The 17324-nt window shown below is 40.8% G+C and carries 13 protein-coding genes and 1 tRNA gene; 2 read left to right on the top strand and 12 right to left on the bottom strand.

Annotated elements, in window-relative coordinates; genetic code table 11:
* Positions 1–9 precede the first annotated feature (9 nt).
* A complete protein-coding gene (locus LPB86_RS08190; RefSeq protein ID WP_230642276.1) occupies positions 10–1089 on the top strand; it encodes an aminotransferase class V-fold PLP-dependent enzyme in 1080 nt (359 codons plus the stop codon).
* A gap of 3 nt (positions 1090–1092) precedes the next feature.
* Here the strand turns inward: LPB86_RS08190 and LPB86_RS08185 are convergent, their stop codons facing one another.
* The 4 genes from LPB86_RS08185 to LPB86_RS08170 form a co-directional block, all read right to left on the bottom strand.
* Positions 1093–1632: a YfiT family bacillithiol transferase gene (locus LPB86_RS08185; protein ID WP_230642275.1), complete on the bottom strand. Its 540-nt coding sequence runs from the start codon at positions 1630–1632 to the stop codon at positions 1093–1095.
* Position 1633: 1 nt separating this feature from the next.
* Entirely contained in the window at positions 1634–2677 is a 1044-nt protein-coding gene (locus tag LPB86_RS08180) for a hypothetical protein (RefSeq protein ID WP_230642274.1), read from the bottom strand.
* 74 nt (positions 2678–2751) lie between these two features.
* Positions 2752–2964, bottom strand: coding sequence for a hypothetical protein (locus LPB86_RS08175; protein ID WP_230642273.1), 213 nt, complete (start codon positions 2962–2964; stop codon positions 2752–2754).
* A 195-nt stretch (positions 2965–3159) separates the two neighbouring features.
* Positions 3160–3233, bottom strand: a tRNA-Ala gene (locus LPB86_RS08170).
* A 416-nt stretch (positions 3234–3649) separates the two neighbouring features.
* Between LPB86_RS08170 and LPB86_RS08165 the strand changes: the two genes are divergently transcribed.
* Positions 3650–4288 (top strand): DUF6266 family protein, encoded by a 639-nt coding sequence (locus tag LPB86_RS08165; RefSeq protein WP_230642272.1) that lies wholly within the window; start codon positions 3650–3652, stop codon positions 4286–4288.
* Here the strand turns inward: LPB86_RS08165 and LPB86_RS08160 are convergent.
* The 8 genes from LPB86_RS08160 to LPB86_RS08125 are packed head-to-tail and all read right to left on the bottom strand — an operon-like array spanning position 4277 to position 17260.
* Positions 4277–5479 (bottom strand): retropepsin-like aspartic protease, encoded by a 1203-nt coding sequence (locus tag LPB86_RS08160; RefSeq protein WP_230642271.1) that lies wholly within the window; start codon positions 5477–5479, stop codon positions 4277–4279. The two genes, LPB86_RS08165 and LPB86_RS08160, sit on opposite strands and share 12 nt — an antisense overlap.
* Before the next feature lie 21 nt (positions 5480–5500).
* A complete protein-coding gene (locus LPB86_RS08155) occupies positions 5501–7009 on the bottom strand; it encodes a SulP family inorganic anion transporter (protein ID WP_370632802.1) in 1509 nt (502 codons plus the stop codon).
* Positions 7010–7066: 57 nt separating this feature from the next.
* Complete coding sequence (gene nhaA, locus LPB86_RS08150) at positions 7067–8194, bottom strand: Na+/H+ antiporter NhaA (protein ID WP_230642270.1); 1128 nt, start codon at positions 8192–8194, stop codon at positions 7067–7069.
* A 42-nt stretch (positions 8195–8236) separates the two neighbouring features.
* The gene (locus LPB86_RS08145; protein ID WP_230642269.1) at positions 8237–10297 is read right to left on the bottom strand and encodes a glycoside hydrolase domain-containing protein; all 2061 of its coding nucleotides are present in this window, start codon (positions 10295–10297) and stop codon (positions 8237–8239) included.
* 8 nt (positions 10298–10305) lie between these two features.
* Entirely contained in the window at positions 10306–11400 is a 1095-nt protein-coding gene (locus LPB86_RS08140; RefSeq protein WP_230642268.1) for an SGNH/GDSL hydrolase family protein, read from the bottom strand.
* A 6-nt stretch (positions 11401–11406) separates the two neighbouring features.
* Positions 11407–12300: an endonuclease/exonuclease/phosphatase family protein gene (locus tag LPB86_RS08135; RefSeq protein ID WP_230642267.1), complete on the bottom strand. Its 894-nt coding sequence runs from the start codon at positions 12298–12300 to the stop codon at positions 11407–11409.
* Entirely contained in the window at positions 12285–13787 is a 1503-nt protein-coding gene (locus LPB86_RS08130) for a SusD/RagB family nutrient-binding outer membrane lipoprotein (RefSeq protein WP_230642266.1), read from the bottom strand. The genes LPB86_RS08135 and LPB86_RS08130 overlap by 16 nt, the downstream gene beginning before the upstream one ends.
* A gap of 8 nt (positions 13788–13795) precedes the next feature.
* Positions 13796–17260, bottom strand: a complete 3465-nt coding sequence (locus LPB86_RS08125) for a SusC/RagA family TonB-linked outer membrane protein (RefSeq protein ID WP_230642265.1) — start codon at positions 17258–17260, stop codon at positions 13796–13798.
* Between the last annotated feature and the right edge of the window lie 64 nt (positions 17261–17324).

Genomic DNA, 17324 nt, shown 5'->3' with positions numbered 1-17324 from the left:
ATTTCTGATATGAATTTCAAAGCCTTGTACCCTGTCCTGCAATCATACACCTACCTAAACACTGCCTATTCAGGAATTTTGTCAAAACCTCTGCTTGACTGGCGCAATAACCATGACCAGGATTTTCTGAAACGGGGAAGTACCTTCCGGTTGCAACAACAGGAAGTTATGCAGGAAACCAGACAAAATCTCGCCCGCCTTTTTCGTGCGAAAGCATCAAACACCTTTCTTGTTCCAAACTTCTCCTTTGGATTTAATACTTTTCTGAATGGACTGGAAGGACCTCAGCGCTTCTTATTGCTACAGGAAGATTATCCTTCTGTAAATTATCCTGTGCAAAGCCGCGGTTACGAATGCGATTATGTTGCTGTAGACCATCAGTTGGAAGAAAACCTAATCGCAAACATAAAAAGCTTTAAACCAAGTGTCCTGGCTTTAAGCCTTGTACAATACATCAGCGGGATAAAAATAGATTTTGAATCTATAAAAAAAATTAAATCTATGTTTCCTGACCTCCTGATTGTTGCTGACGGAACTCAATTTTGTGGCACTGCAGAATTTAATTTTGAAGCTTCAGGACTGGATGTACTTATTTCAAGTGGCTATAAATGGATGCTTGGTGGATTTGGAAACGGATTTGTATTTATAAAAGACAAAATCAATGAGTTGCTGTATACAAAAGCACAATCCGCAAATATGCCTACCGAGCCATTCTTACTTAACAGAGGCATTTTGTCCCTATATTTTGAACCCGGACATCAGGATACTTTGTCTTTTGGCTCCTTAAACCACTCTATCTTATTTTTAGAAAAGACAGGATTAAGCTTTATTGAAAACCAGATCAGTCAACTCAGTAAAAAAGCCAGAAAAGCCTTTACAGAAAGAGGCCTGCTTGACCTGGCTGTAACGCAGCGAAAATCGCATTCATCTATTTTTAACTTAAGCATTTCTGCTACAGTAGCCGAAAAACTTCAGGAAGCTAACATACTCTTTTCAGCTCGTGGAAACGGAAGCCGGGTCTCTTTTCATTTTTACAATACAGAGGAGGACCTGAACCATTTGCTTGAGGTAATAGACAAAAACAGCTAAGCGCTACCAAGCCATTCTTTTACGCAAGGCCATGATCTGTTCTACATGATGTTTGCCGTGCCAACTGTACATATTAGTCATTTGCCATAAGGCAACAAGCTTATCATCTTCCGGGTGATAATAGTTACGCAACCAATCTTCGTCTTTCATCAATCTGAGCATAGTTGTCCATCTCACATGCAAGGCATGAACCAGAGTAACCGACATATTTACAGGCACATCAAATACATCAGGTAACTCCGCCCAAAGCTGCTCATTGTATGGAACTATGGTTGGTTGATCGGCTGTTAAAGCCAATTTCAATCTGATGTAGGCATTCATGTGACTGTCAGCAATGTGGTGTATAACCTGAATGATTGTCCAACCCCCTGGTCTATATGGCGTATTGAGCTGAACCTCATCCAGGTTCTCAATACAACCATCAAGCAGTACAGGCAAAATCCGGATGTTATGAATCCAGGCGTTTAAGGTATGCGGCGCATAAGTCTCCGCCGCTATAAAACGACCAATAGGATATTTTAATGTTTCAATAGATTCTTCCATTTTATAATTTCACCTGTCTAATGATGTTTTTGATGTTCAGTTCAATAATATCTGTCATTGTTTCACAGTCCAGATATAAAGGATCTTCGAAATGCGCCGCCATTCCAGCTTTAAGCTTTGCTATATTCTCGGCTGTTGTAAGCACCTCATTATTGGATACATCACGTAAATCGGCCAGGCGATGACGCTCGCTACGCACCCGATGCAACAATGATGACTTTTCTTCCTGCTGATATTGCAAGAAAGTCTTATCCGTAAGCTGCTCCATAGACATTTTTACATATGGAAAGTTCTCCTTAAAAAACTGTGGCAGGTAAACTTTAATGTTACCTTCATAAAATTGCTGATCAAAATCAATTGCTCTGATTCTAAATTGGATATCATCAAAGTCAGGCGTAATTTGAACTACAAAATTATAAGCACGCATATCGCCAAGCAACATCACTAAGCAGCGTTCATTAAATTTCACAAATTCTTTTGCAATACGTGTGGGATTGTATTCCGGATTGTGTAAATATTTTTGAGCAAATACGTCTCCAGGAATCCCGGCAATATGTTCTTCAATTAAAGTGTCCCGATCTACCAGGTAATTTACCTGATTTGGAGATAAGATTTCTTCCAACTCTAAACCGTAAATCCGGGATGCATCTGCACGTTTTACGTAAAAGTAATCGTACACATCATTTAAGCGGTTTACTATCCTAACTCTAAATGGGTTGGTGTTGCCAAAAGTACAATACTCTATTTTATCGATGTACTTATGCTGCACTATGCGTAAGTTACCAGATGCTTTTAAATGGGCGTAGATTACCTTTAGTCCATTTTGCAATTCATCCATCCGGCTACTGGAATAAATAGGGCCTTCCCAAAGCGAATCCTTCCCGTACTTATCCATGATCGGAAAGGATTCATCGAACTGAAGCATATCGTCGTAGCTTATGGGCAGTTTAGATTCCCGCTGATAGGTCTTAAGGTATTTCTGTAGCGCTGGAGACACCGGGTAAATTGGTTTCTTCAAGGCTATCTTCACGTCATGCTGTTCCATTACTCAGCAATTTACGCTCAAAATGTCAGGTTTACAAATAATAGCTCATCTGCACATTTAGATCCAGTTAGCATTTAGCTCTTTTTGGAAAATGCAATGATTACCACTCCACCAACAACCAATGCACCGCCAAGGTAAGGAGGCCAGTAGACCGTTTCCTGCTTATCCGCCGAGATTTGTATAGGGCCGGCATCCACTATCTTTTCTTTTTTAGTATAGCTAAAGCCCGTCCAAATGAGCATAATCGCCCCGATTATAATCAATATTATTCCTGTAATCCTGTTCATAAGGTAAGTTTAGTGGACAACACTAAAGACAAGCTGATTGTTTAAGATAGTATTTCTGAACATGGTTTGTAACAGCCTGCGCCTATTTAGGAAGTATATCAGCTACTTTCTTTGGAAGACCTAAAAAATCGAGACCCAATCAATGTATAAAACTAAAAAACCTTCCAGGATTAACTGAAAGGTTTTAAAAATGGGTGGAGAATATCGGATTCGAACCGATCACCTCTTCACTGCCAGCGAAGCGCTCTAGCCAAATGAGCTAATCCCCCGAGTAGGCGCAAAAGTAATTAAAAGTTTGACCGCCGCAAATTAAATGTTAAAATATACTTATTTAGGATAGCCAGGAAACACTCTACTTAAATAAAATCAGGAGATATGGAAAGCCCCCAGGCTTAGCACTAATTCGAATAAAACGGCATGCGTGTTCACACTTTGTTCACACCTTGTTCACACAAAAGCCACAAAGAGATACCTTTTCGTGAACGAAATGTGTTTAAAGTGTGTTTTATGTGAATACATGCCTACCAGCGGTACCAGAGTCTGGTACCATGTGGGCCGGAGTGTACCGGGTTAAGACTTTGTGGTATATTTCCCAATATACAAAAATAATATTCAACAATATGACTTTTTGACTGTTTATCCGTAAATTGCTTAAATTAAGCTTCTACTTAAACAATGCAAAAATATGGCAAAATATAAGTTCGGGATCACAGGCCCTTTCTCGGGCAAAGTAGCAACAGTGGTAGGCGCTAGCTGGCGCGGTATTGATTACATGCGCGGCTTACCTAGAAAAAGTGGCAAGCCGTCAACAGAAGGTCAATTAAGGCAGCAATCAAAAATGCTTTTGTTTAGGTCATTTTTACTCTCCATTGGCTCTATCATTGAAAAAGGCTTTCAAAATATTGAACAATACACCCCAATGAACGCAGCATTATCTTACAACATGAAATATTCTGTTGCGGGGATTTACCCTGATGATGTAGTAGATTTTAAAGAATTATTATTTACACAAGGCAATTTATTCTGTGCCTCCTCTGCAGCAGCAACATCCACAGAAAGCCGAGAACTAGTCTTTACCTGGGTAAACAGAGCTTTCACTCATTTGGCCGCTGCAGACGATGTAGTCATTCTGGTAGCTTATTGTCCTGCGCAAGAGAAGTTTTCTTATCTCGCAGATGCAGGCATCAGGAAAATCGGAGAAGCAAGTTTAACACTCCCACAAAGTTTTAGTGGGCATACCGTTCATTGCTACTTAAGCTTTAGATCTGCTGATGAGAAACATTTTTCGCCGAATACTTATTTGGGTGAAGTGTTAGTGACTTGATTCTTTAAAGATCTCCAGTTGTCTGGATTTCCCATCCAGGCTTTTCAATGTAAGTATTACCGCCGGTTTCAGCATCATCTTTTCCGAAGCACCGCATAGCCAATCACAGAGGTTCATATTTTCACAGGATACGCCATCAATTTCTACAATTTGCTCACCGGCGAGCACCTTCCCTTTCGCTTTATCCCATACCACGCCAATGACCAATTTATTTTCTGATACAATAGGTTTTACCGGCCACAATTGTTCTTTAAGATCTATATGGTTTCTTACAGGTTCAAAATAAAAGAAATGGTGAATAAAATCTAGCGTTACAATCCCATAGTCCAGTAATTTGGCGCCTATGCGGGTATGGCTGCTCTTACTGGTTTCGGTAACCAAATTATTAAAATTACAGCCAGCTATACTCAATTTAGGGACGCTGCATCTCGATAAACTATCAGCTGCCTGCAATCCAAAAATACTCATCCTGTTGCTGCCATATCCTCTTGAAATAAGCTCAACAACATCCTTTGCCACAAATTGCTTTGCATCCTTTTCTGTAAGGCTTAAAAGCGTTCTTGCACCCGTATCAAAGCCAACTTCAAGATCTGCTTTATCGCCCAATTGGATTTTAAAATACGGATAGCTTTGTGGCTCCCCAGCAACAAGAGCAATCTGGCTTTTCTTATTCAGGGCCAGCTTATCCTCCATGTCAGTCAGTATAATTACCTTTCGTCCCGGCACCAGCTGTACTATTGAATTACGCAGCAAATTACTTCCTATTACCCCATCTACCTGCCAGCACGCATATAAATTACTTCCTGAAACCAGTGCCGGGATCCCGGCAAAAGACAGTTGATTGATTTTAAGTGCCTTTAAAATAACAATAGGTAAAGAAGATTTTTTACCAGTCGCATCCGTAGTGGATGCTTTACCATCAACCTTTGGTTTTAATATCTTGAAAAGTTCTGGTGTTATTTGCACAGGTGCCCCGGTATCGAAAAGAAACTTCCGCTTCAGGCCTTCAATCTCCACAGTGACAAACATCACCCCATTTACCAGTTCGTAAGGGATTTCCTCATAATAGTCTTTGCGCTCGGCACCGCCTTTGTTAAAAACAGTACGTTGTGCAAAACAGTTGCTTCCAGAAGAAAAAATGAAAAACAAAATAAAACTCAATCCAGCAATTACAGGTTTAAGATACGTCATACTGGCTTGTTTTAATTTATACTAACGTTCCAAAATATTCACTTCAATTACATCAGCTGCATTTTTCAGCATCAGCTTACAATCGTCACTTAAATTTAGTAAGTTAAGCTTTTTACCCGACTTAGCGTATCTTTCTGTTAATTTGTTGAGTGCATCTATACCAGACATATCTGCCACCCTGCTATCTTTAAAATCAACAATTACTTCGGCAGGATCTCCCATAACGTCAAACTTTTCATTAAAACCTGCAACCGAACCAAAAAACAAAGGCCCGTAGATTTGATAATGCTTAACTCCGTTCTCATCAATGTGTTTCCTTGCCCTGATGCGTTTTGCACTTTCCCATGCAAAAACCAACGCTGAAATGATGACCCCAATTAGCACAGCTAAGGCCAGGTTATGCAAGTAAACAGTAATTGCAGCCACCAGGATACCTACAAATATATCTTGTTTGGGCATCTTGTTGATGATCCGGAAACTTGCCCATTCAAATGTACCAATGGCAACCATAATCATTACGCCTGTTAAAGCTGCCATAGGCACCCTTTCTATAATCGGCGCAGCAAACAAAACAACCATTAGTATGGTAAGTGAGGCCACAATACCAGATAGCCTGGCCCTGGCCCCGGCATTTAGGTTTACAAAGGTCTGCGCTATCATCGGACAGCCACCCATTCCATAGAAAAAGCCATTCAAAATATTTGCTGCTCCCTCCGCCAGAGATTCCCTGTTAGGATTACCTTTTGTAGCGGTAATTTCATCTACTAAATTTAAAGTCAGCAGGCCTTCCGTCAGCCCAACTGCAGCCATAATTAAAGCATAAGGAAAAATCACTTTGAGCATTTCCAGGTTTAAAGGTACCTGCGGAATATGGAACGGTGGAAATCCACCACTTACAGAAGCAATGTCTTTTACTGTTCTTGTATCTATGTGAAAAACCAGCACCAGTAAAAAAACCACTATGATAGCCACTAATGAGGGTGGTACGGCCTTAGTAATCTTTGGAAAAATAAGTACAATGGCAATGGTCAGTGCAACAAGTCCTCCCATAATGAGTAAGGGATTACCAGAAAGCCAGGTAGGCTGTCCGTTTACAACAGTTTTAAACTGCTCCAGTTGTGCCATAAATATAATGACAGCCAAACCGTTTACAAAGCCGTACATCACTGGCTGTGGTACCAAGCGAATAAACTTACCAAGTTTAAAAAGGCCCACTATAATTTGAAAAACACCTGCCAGGGCAACTGCCGCAAAAACATATTCCAGGCCATTAGATTTCATTAAGGCTATTAAAACTACCACTACAGCTCCTGCACCACCAGAAATGAGCCCTGGCCGTCCTCCAAATATTGCGGTAACCAGGCCCATAATAAATGCGGCATATAAACCAGCCAAAGGCGGAAACCCAGCCAGAATTGCAAAAGAAAGCGACTCGGGCATCATGGTCATGGCTACAGTTAAACCAGCCAAAATTTCTGTTTTATAATCAACTTTTTGCTTAAAATCAAAAAGGCCGGTCAGCATATTCATTTGTAAGGGATTAAAATGCGAAAGTAAGGATTACCAATCCCGAAATCAAAGACAATTTTAACGGACTCTTTTCAAGACGAGTATGCCCATAATTCCTGCAAGCACAGAAGCCAGCAGAATACCATATTTTGCCTGGTTGATAAAAACAGGATCTTCAAATGCAAGTCCGCTGATAAAGATAGACATGGTAAAACCGATACCACCCAATAAGGCTACCCCGGCAATATGTTTCCAGCTGGCCATACTGGGTAATGTACTAAAGCCAGCTTTTACCAATAACCAGGTAAATGAAAATATCCCGGTAAACTTTCCAATAACCAAACCTGCGGCAACCCCGAAAGAAACCGGGTTCAGCAATGCCTGGCCAAAGTCCGCTCCAATCCTGATCCCCGAATTGGCCAATGCAAATAAAGGCATAATAATAAATGCCACCCAGGGATGCAAGCCTCCCTCTAGCTTCTCCGCAACATTTGCCGGAATGCTAAATGCTACTAAAACTCCCGCAATGGTAGCATGAACGCCCGACAGCAGAAAGCCCGTCCATACGCCAATACCTAAAAACAAATAAAACCAAATGGTTTTTACACCAAATTTATTGCCTGCAAATAAGACCAGTAAAAAAGCGGCACCAGCAAATAAGGAAATAAAATTTATTCCGTTGCTGTAAAAAAAGGCAATCACCAGTATGGCACCCAAATCATCGGCTACGGCCAATGCAGAAAGAAAAACCTTTACAGAAACAGGAATGTGTTTGCCGGCCATAGAGAGCAACGCAAGTGCAAAGGCAATATCTGTAGCCATCGGAATACCCCATCCGGTACTTGCCGGGCTACCATAATTGATAAGGTAATAAATGATTGCCGGAACCAGCATCCCACCAAGGGCGGCCGTCATGGGCAACAATGCTTTCCCAAGGGTAGAAAGCTCTCCCTCCGTAAATTCACGTTTCAATTCCAGGCCAATTACAAAAAAGAAAATTGCCATCAGCCCATCATTAATCCAGGCATGTAAAGACAATGGCCCCAATTCAACTTCCCATAGATGATGGTAAACATCGCTTCCTGAAGAATTGGCCCAAACAATAGCCAGCACAACACTCAACAACAGGAAAATCCCGCTGGCATATTCAGTATGGATAAATCTTGCTATTGCTGTGCTTGCATTTACTTTCTTTAATTCCTGCATTGGCTTGTTTTAAAACAAGTATACAGTTTTTAAGGCAAAGCGTTATTTGTTCATGTCCGAAATCCAGAGGTTTTCTATTCCCAAAGTAGTAACCGGTTTATCTGAAGCGGTAATTATCAATTCGCCACCTTTTATAATTTCTTCGTGGGTAATCCACAAACGATCGAGCACCTTGCCGTTCAAGCTCACTTTAGCAATATAGGGATGCTTATTATTGAAGTGATCTGTTACCACTTTAAACGATTTTCCTCCCGGCAATGCTAAAGAAACTTCAGGAAACAAAGGCACATTTAAGTAATAAGCAGGCCAGCCTACACATGCAGGAGAAAAACCGCAGGCGGCAAACACATACCAGCCCGACATCGCCCCTGCATCGTCATCCATGGTGCGGATGTAGGCATCCGGCTGATTTTTATAAATCCTGTCAATAAAAGGATCTATACCCCTGCTGTTGTCGTTAAAATAATATTGCACAACGGTATCCCCAGCCAGTTTATGCACCATAAATTGCGATTTCCAGGGCTCTACAGTAGCATTGTACATAAAAGGCGCCTGGGTATCAGGTTCATTGGCATGGTTGTATTGGTCATTTTCAAAAAAGTAATCCAGCTGTTTAATATAAGCCTTTTCACCGCCCATCAATTCTTGTAAGCCCTTTAAATCAAAAGGAGCAAACCAACGGTATTGTAAAATGGTACCCTGGTACAAACCTCTGGCAGCTACTTTGTCTACATCCTTCTTAGTTTGATCTTCAAAATCTTTTTTCCAGTAAGCTTTGTACTCCGCAGCCTTTTTCAGGTATTTAGCGCTCAGTTCATCCTTTTTAAGGATTTTTAAAATTTGCGAATAGGCCCATGCATCGTAACTGGATTCTAGAGCTTTGTCAGGGTGTGTATAATCCAATCGATCAATATCAGCCATAAGTGAATCGCTAATTGCCGCAAAATCTACTTTAAAACCCTTGCGATAAGCGTCCAGCAATACTACAATAGCATGTTCTGTCCTCACTGTATTTGTAGGTTCATTTTGCGTTGCAAAGTCTTTTTTTCCATAGGCATAGAGGTTTGCCATCGAAGCGGTCATGCCCTGGTACTTATCGGGCAGCGTAATGGCCAACAAAGGCAATTGGGTACGGTAGTTGTCCCAAATGGCCCAACCATTGTACATGGTTTCTTTACTTTTTCGTAAATTTCCGTCTGTAGACCGAAAACTTCCATCCTGCTCCGAAATCACATAAGGAGATTGCATCGTTCTGTACAATAGCGAATAAAAAAGCTTACTCTTTTCAACGTCACCATTCACCTTAATGCGTCCTAAAACATCATCCCATGCTTTTGTACTTGCACTTTGCAAAACAGCAAAACCTTCCTTACCCAAATTTGCTTTAGCATGCAGTACATCAACAGAAGAAAATGCCACACGGATATCAGCATCAGTTTCTTTTGCCTCCAGCACAGCGGTTAATTTATGGTTACCGCTATCGGTCCATTTTACTGGCTTATTGATCATTACCGCATAATAAATTTTATACGTTCCTTCATTGCAAGTGGTTTTTGCAGAAACTGAACCAGTAATCATCTGGCCCTCTATCTGATGTTCTTCTGAAACAAAGCGATTATAAAGTGTATGGCTTAAATCCAGGTAAAAACCTTTCGCACCAGCAGGAAACTCGTAGTGCTCCAGGCCCTGCTTATCCATAACTGCAAAAGTGGCTTTAATTTTATTGCTAAAAGCTACCTGGTAATTTCCAGGAGCGGCTGATTCTGATGTTTTAATCAGTTTAGATTTTTGAGGGTCTGTGCCCAGATAAGGTTTGATCAGTAAGTTTCCGCCGCTACCCTGACAGCCCACCCCTTCAAAACGGTTGTGCGTAAAGCCCAAAAACAACTTTGCCTTGTGTTCGTATCCGGCATGTAACTTGGGATAAGTCTGCGGACCTATGCTCATCATGCTAAATGGCGAAGTTGCTGCCGGAGACATTTGCCCATGGTCACCTGACGATCCGAGGAATACGTTTACTAGGTGACTTTGAGATTTTACACTGCCAACAGACAGAGTAGTGGATAGTGAAATAAGGGCTATTAGGCTAAACTTATTGATCATTGTATTTTTTATTTGTTTGTAATACCGTGTTTGTTCAAAATATCTGTAAACTGTGGAAGCAACTGTTGTGTCATTCTATAAAATCCAAGGTCATTTGGATGTACACCATCCACAGAACCTTCATGATCATTGCCAATCAGGTTTTCTGAAGTAATAAAGTAAAGGTTTTTCATTCCCTTTTCCAACAAGGTCATTACTTCTTTCTGTATATTGATATTTTGATTTTTTACCACAGCACCTGTTTTCTTGTTCCAGTAACCCTGTTCGCGAACAATGCTTTGCATTACCATAATTGGCGCATCCGGATGTTGCTTTCTGATGGTATTAATCAGGTAGCCGGTACGTTCAGTAATTTGTGCCGGTGTGCTGTTGGGCACACAATCCAGGATGTATGCATCGGCATCAATGGCGGCCACCATATCTGCTACCTCGGGTTCCATTTTCGCACTCCCACTTAAGCCAAGGTTTATAAAGTTAAGTCCCGTAAGTCTGGAAAGCTGTGCAGGATAGGCTATCCCGGATCGACTTGCACCAGACCCTTGCACAATACTGGAACCATAAACCAGGATTCGCTTTTTGAAAGGGTTTGAGGCAGCTTTAATCTCCGCTTTTGCATCCACTCCAATTTCAAGTTTTCTAACCGCATCGTAAATGGGCAGGTACAAAAGACATTCTTTTTCCACATTGTACATTCCGTCTACCAGTAAGCCTTCACTACATACGCCTGTTGGCTTAGCGATACCCGCATACTGCCATTTACCATTATTTTTGATGTACAAATCCAGTCCTTTATTGGCAATCGCAGTTAAATTAGGGTATGCCTTACTCATGGTTACACACCATTTGGCAGATATGGAAGTGCTGTTTGTGGTAAAACTTATCGCAACTCCCGCAGTGTTGGTTAACAACTGTTTAACCCTGGCAGGTAAGGTGCTGTATTTACTTGTATCTGCACGATCATATACATTCGCAGTTGCCATACTCTTCCCAATAATGGTTAAACTTTCGGCATTCACGTAGGTGGCGTTTTTTTGTGCCATCAACGGAAAACACAAGCCCGTGAGCAGCACTGCACAAATGGAAGTTTTTAATAATTTTATCATTGAAATTTATTTTTTAAGGATAAGGAACATCGGATAATGATCGGAAAGGTAATCCGTAGTGTTATCCTTGATTAAATGGGCGTCCAGGCAATCCGGTCTCAAGGTTTCATTAACCATAATATAATCTATCCTGGTGTAGTTGTTATGGTTCCTGACTTTAGTGGGTGCACTTTTATCGTAGCCCGTGTTAAACAATTTCCAGGTATCATAAAAATTGTTCTCTAACATCGTCTGAACAGCATAATAATCAATCTTTCCATTGTTTAAAATGTGTACATCTGGGTTATTGGTTTCCGATTGTCTTACCAAACGCATTTTTTCTGCATTGTCATAAGCTACGCTATCCTGGGGCGACATGTTATTAAAATCACCCATTAACAATGTTTTTTGTGTGGCAGGAATTTCAGCAATTTCATTTTTGATGATTTCAATTTCCAAATGCCTGTTGAGGTAACTATTGGGTTCAAGATGGGTTACAAAAAAATTGAAGTTAAGAATTTTACCGCGTAAACAGCCGTGACGCATACCGTCAACTATCTTCTCAATATTGCTGATGGGGTATTTTGATGCCAATCCCATGGGGAAAGCCGATTTCCTCAGCATAACGGTGTAGGGATAGCCTAATTGCGTTGCAAAAGCTCTAAAGCTATCGCCGGTAAAACCATTCAGTTCCTGGAATGCCATTACATCTGGTTTCAGGCTATCTATCCATTGTATAAAATTATTTTTTAGTGTCTGGTCATTTCTAAATCCTTCATATATATTGTAAGACAATACCCTCAACGTGGTATCACCGGAAGGGACTGCCCGGGCCATGTCCTGCTTGCAGGAAAAAAGAATTACTGCACATAGGACGATGATAAATTTAAACATCGTTCCATTGATTATAGTTGCCACCATACTTTTGTTTTTAAGTTATCGCCGCCAATTCTTGCCGCAGCTTGTTCGTAATTTTCTTTGTTTGTTGCTTTCACTATTAATGGGTATTCAAATCTTCTTGGCAGTATACCATCGTTTGCTACAGCCGGACCAATTGGAAGCACCGGATATCCAGTACGGCGGTAGTCATACCAGGATTCGAAGCCACAGAAGAACATTGCTACATATTTCTGGGTCATTATACGCTCTAAAGTAGCAGTTGTACCTGCAAATTTAACTGCCGCCCTTGCAAGGAAATTAGTACCCGCAGTGCCATCCCAGGTACAGTTCCACTGTCTCCATGAGGCTTCTATACCTTTATTGTAATATCCCTGCGCAGTAGTAACACCTCCAGGAATCGAACCTTTTAATGCAGCTTCCGCCAAATTGAAATTCACTTCAGACCAGGTTAAAATAGGAAACGGATAACTGCTCCCCTTGAGCGTTGTTGCTAAGGTAGAAGCACCAAAACCTGCACTTGCCATCTCAGCGGTTTCCTTCTCTGAATAGCCACTGCCAATGCCTACATAGGCCTGACTCGCGGCAACAGGATTATTATCTTTTGTAGCATATCTAAATCTCCTTCCATCTACATAAGGTGTGTTCATCAGGTCCATCAAGGTTTTTCCCATTCTTCTGCTGCCACTAAACGCTGTCGATGTCATTTCTACAAAAGGACTTAAAAACGGCTTTACGGGGGTGTATCTCATCATAGCTTCATCATCGTTGCTTGCGATGATTGGATATGTAGACGGATCGGCAACAATTTCTGCTATTTCGGTAGCAGCATTCATCTCTGGCCTGCCAGATACGCGTGTTAATAAACGAAGGCGTAAAGAATTGGTAAATTTTTTCCATTTCAATACGTCAATTTTGCTATCAAGCAGCGGATAAATTAAATCAGTAGCCTCAAATGGCTTAGTAAGCGAGAATAGCGTATTTGCCCGTTTCAGGTCGGCAAGTAAAGAAGTATAAATTGACTGCTGCGTATCAAATTTAGGATAGTATAATCCCTCACGGGCTTTGAATGCTTCACTGTAAGGGATATCGCCAAACATATCTGTCAAGTTTGAAACCATCCAGGCTTTCATCACCAATGCCATTGCCATATTGTTAACGTCATTTGTTTTTTCTGCCAGCAGGTACATTTGGTTCATATCGTTAGCTGTACGGTAAAGTGTTAACCAAATTGCATCAAACTCGTTTTCCCTGAACTCGTAGCGTGTAAAATCATTTAATGCACCCATATCTACGGTATATTGCATAATTTCATTATTTAAACGGTGCGAGCGCGTAAGGAGAATCTCCATTGCATCAAACTGCGCCGGTGCCAATAATGTACCCGGCGGCACGGCAGTCAGCTGGTTTGGATCTGTATTGATTTCTTCAAAGTTTTTAGTGCAGGCTGTTAAGCAACCAATGATTAACAGTGTGACTATAACTTTCAAATTCTTTATATTTAGTTTCATAATCTTAATTAAAATGATGCTTTAAGTGTTGCGCCAAAACTGCGGGTGGAAGGAAATTGACCAGTTTCAAACCCAGATTCGATTCGGTTTCTGTTTAGTGTTGCTATCTCAGGATCGTATAGCGGGAATTTGGTGAACAGTAGCAGATCACGACCAAAAAGTACCAATGAAGCCGAACGTATTCCGCCAATCTTTTTCAAAAACTTATCACTGAATTTATATTCCAAGTTAGCTTCACGAAGCTTAATGTAGGAAACATCAAATATATTTGATTCCATATTATCCCTTGCATACATTTCGCGGTAGTATGTACTCGCAGTTACCAGAACATCATTCGGACTATAAGTTCCATCAGCATTTTGCTTTACACCTTCACCAACTATACCTTCATAACGCCCTGGGATTGTAGATACCAGCTTCCCGTTTGAAGCAAGTACAGAATGCGAGAATGAATAAACCTTTCCGCCCAACTGCCCGTCAAATAAAAAGCCGAAGCTCCAGTTCTTTATGGTAAACTGGTTGTTGATACCCGCCTTCCAATCAGGTACTGATGAGCCCTGGAGAACAAAATTTTCTGTATCAATTTGCGGAAGACCATCTTTATGTATGATTTGTCCGTCGGGTGCGCGCAGATATCCAGATCCATATATGTCACCAACGGCGCCACCTACACGAGCTTCTATATAGCCACGTGGGCCTGTAGCCATAATAATCGATTCAATACCGGGAGCCAGTTCTTTGATCATACTCCTATTGGTTGACCAGGTAAGCGTTGTTTTCCACTTAAGTTTGTTACTTCTGCCTAAAATATCGCAGGTAACCGCTGCTTCCCAGCCCCTGTTGTTAATCAAACCTGCATTAAATATCCGGTTTGAAGCACCACCAGCCGGATCAATTGGCACCTGCAAAATTTGATTTTTACTATTGGCGTTGTAATACGTAAGGTCAAAATTAAGCCTGCTTTTAAAAAAACGGATATCAATACCTAACTCGCGATTTGTGATAATCTCCGGTTTTAGGTCACTTCCGCCAGGCAATAACCGGGGATTAGCATAGCTGCCGGCAAATTCTGATGTTTGGTACGAATAGTTTGTACGGAAAGGCTCTGTATCATTTGCAACCTGGGCCAATGAAGCCCTAAGCTTTAAAAATGACAATGGTTCTACGGCCGAAAGGTCAAACATTTCTGATATAACGGCACTAGCCGATCCTGAATAATAAAAATACGAGTTATTGTTTACAGGTAATGTACTTGTCCAGTCGTTACGGCCGGTTACGTCTAAGAACAAATAGTTCTTATAATTGAATTGTGATAGTCCATACAAACTTTGAATCACCTTTCTTGGCGACTGTGGCACTACAAGGGGCCTGTCCTTAGAATTAGCTAAGGAGTATAATCCTGCGGTTGCCAAACGTTCTGCAATGATAGTGGTGTTCCTAAGCTCCTGATTTGTTGTACTTCCACCTATTGAGGTGGTTATCCTGATATTTTTTGAAACCTGTTTATCATACTTATACAGGAAATCAAAGTTCTGCTCTTTAGAAATTACGGTTTGTTCCTGGTAGCGGCCTTGTGCAAAGCGTTCAGTGCTGTATGGTCTGCGCGATGTTCTTAAGGATTCACTTTGATCAATACCACCACGCATTTGCAAACTCATTTCCTTGTTAAAAGTATATGTGGCTGTGATGTTACCGAAAATCCGATCATTGCTCAGCGTATTCAGGTTTTCATACAACATAAAATAAGGGTTATCAATAGCTGAATTTAGTCTGTTACTCTGCGTTATGCCCTCCTGCCCCGGCACCCAGTAATTCCTTTGCCAGTTAAAAGGAATGTTAGCACTACCATACATTACTGCATACATGTAAGTATTGGTATTGTATCCTGAAAGCGGCAAATTATCACTTCCCTTATGGTAGTAATTTACCCTTGTGCTAAATTGGAGATTATTCAACTTGCTGTTGCTGGAAAAAGAGAACCGGTTAAATGAATATCCTGTGTTTGACAGAATGTAGTCGTTACGCTGATCATTGTAAGATAACCTTACAGAATTCTTACTATCTCCCCCACTTATGGATAAGGTATTGTTATAGGTGTAGCCTGTTTTAAATGCGTCTTTGGTATAATTTTTATCAGCCACCCATGGGGTTCTAAATGAATTAACAGCTTGTGTTTCGGGATTGAATTGAAAATATTCTTGTCCATTGTTTTCAAATCCAGGGCCCCAACTTGCGCCGGAATGTGTATTTATGCCATCTTGAGATGCGCCAAAAGAATAATAAGCATTACCTGCAAGCGTACCTGCACCATATTCATATTGTAAATCCGGATAACGCAATACCTGATCTAAAGTAATACCTGAATTAAAAGATACGGATAACCGCTCTTTTTTTTCTGTGTTGGATTTGGTGGTAATTAATATAGCTCCAGATGCAGCTCTCGATCCATATAAGGCAGCAGCAGAAGGTCCACGTAATACTGTCACATCTTTAATATCATCAGGATTGATCTCACTTAGGGCGTTACCATAATCTATTGGGGTTTCCTGATTACCAGAAGCGCCATAACTTTTTCCGTCATTACTAACCATACCACTGGTAACTGGTACCCCGTCAATAACAATTAACGGTTCTCCTTTATCCAAATCTAATGAATTTTGTCCCCTAAGGGTGATTCTTACGGAACCACCTGGTCCGGCGCCAGCCTTTGAAATGTTCAGTCCGGGTACTTTTCCTGATAATGCATTTACCCAATTTCCCGGCGCAGTTTTTGAAATCTCCTCGCCATCTACTTTTGTCAAGGCATAACCAAGGCTTTTTTCCTCCCTTTTAATACCCAAAGCAGTAGTTACTACTTCATTCAGCATTTCTGCCGATGGAGATAGTTTTACATCTAAAACTGTCCTTCCGTTAATGGCTACTTCCTGAGCAGTAAAACCGATATAAGAATATAACAGCACACTGCCTGCGTTTGGAACGTCAATCACATAGTCGCCATTGTTATTTGAAACCGCGCCTGCCGTACCACCCTTTAACCTAATGCTTACACCAGGTATGGGCTGTGCTGTTTCAGCATCGGTCACTTTTCCTTTTATGGCAATTGTAATTTCATCAATTACTACCTGATCATCTACCTGTGTAGATTTAAGATTGGTATTTCGTAATATCAGGGCAATAGCCCTTTTAACGGTAATGTCTTTTTCTGCAAGTGTCACTTTAACTGTGGCATATTTCTTTATATCTTCACTAAAAACAAAGGTAATTCCGCTTTGCTTTTGTACAGCGTTAAAGGCTTCTTTGATTGTAGTTCCTTTTAAATTTAAACTTACTTTTTTAGCGGACAAGTCCTGACTACTGGCATTAAAAGCTATAAGCATCAGCAGTGCCATGACCAGCATAAATTGTGTAAATAACTGACGCTTTTTATATTTAATAAATTGCGTTATTGGAAGTAGTTGTACTACTTTTTGCATATGTTTGTAATTATATGGGTTAATTTCCTGTATTAAATGACAGTAAGGACCAACGTGATCGCAA

The organism is Pedobacter sp. MC2016-14, from assembly GCF_020991475.1.
In the GTDB taxonomy this organism is placed as follows: domain Bacteria; phylum Bacteroidota; class Bacteroidia; order Sphingobacteriales; family Sphingobacteriaceae; genus Pedobacter.
The sequence above is the reverse complement of the archived record's forward strand: the minus strand, read 5'-3'. Positions and strand labels throughout refer to the sequence as shown.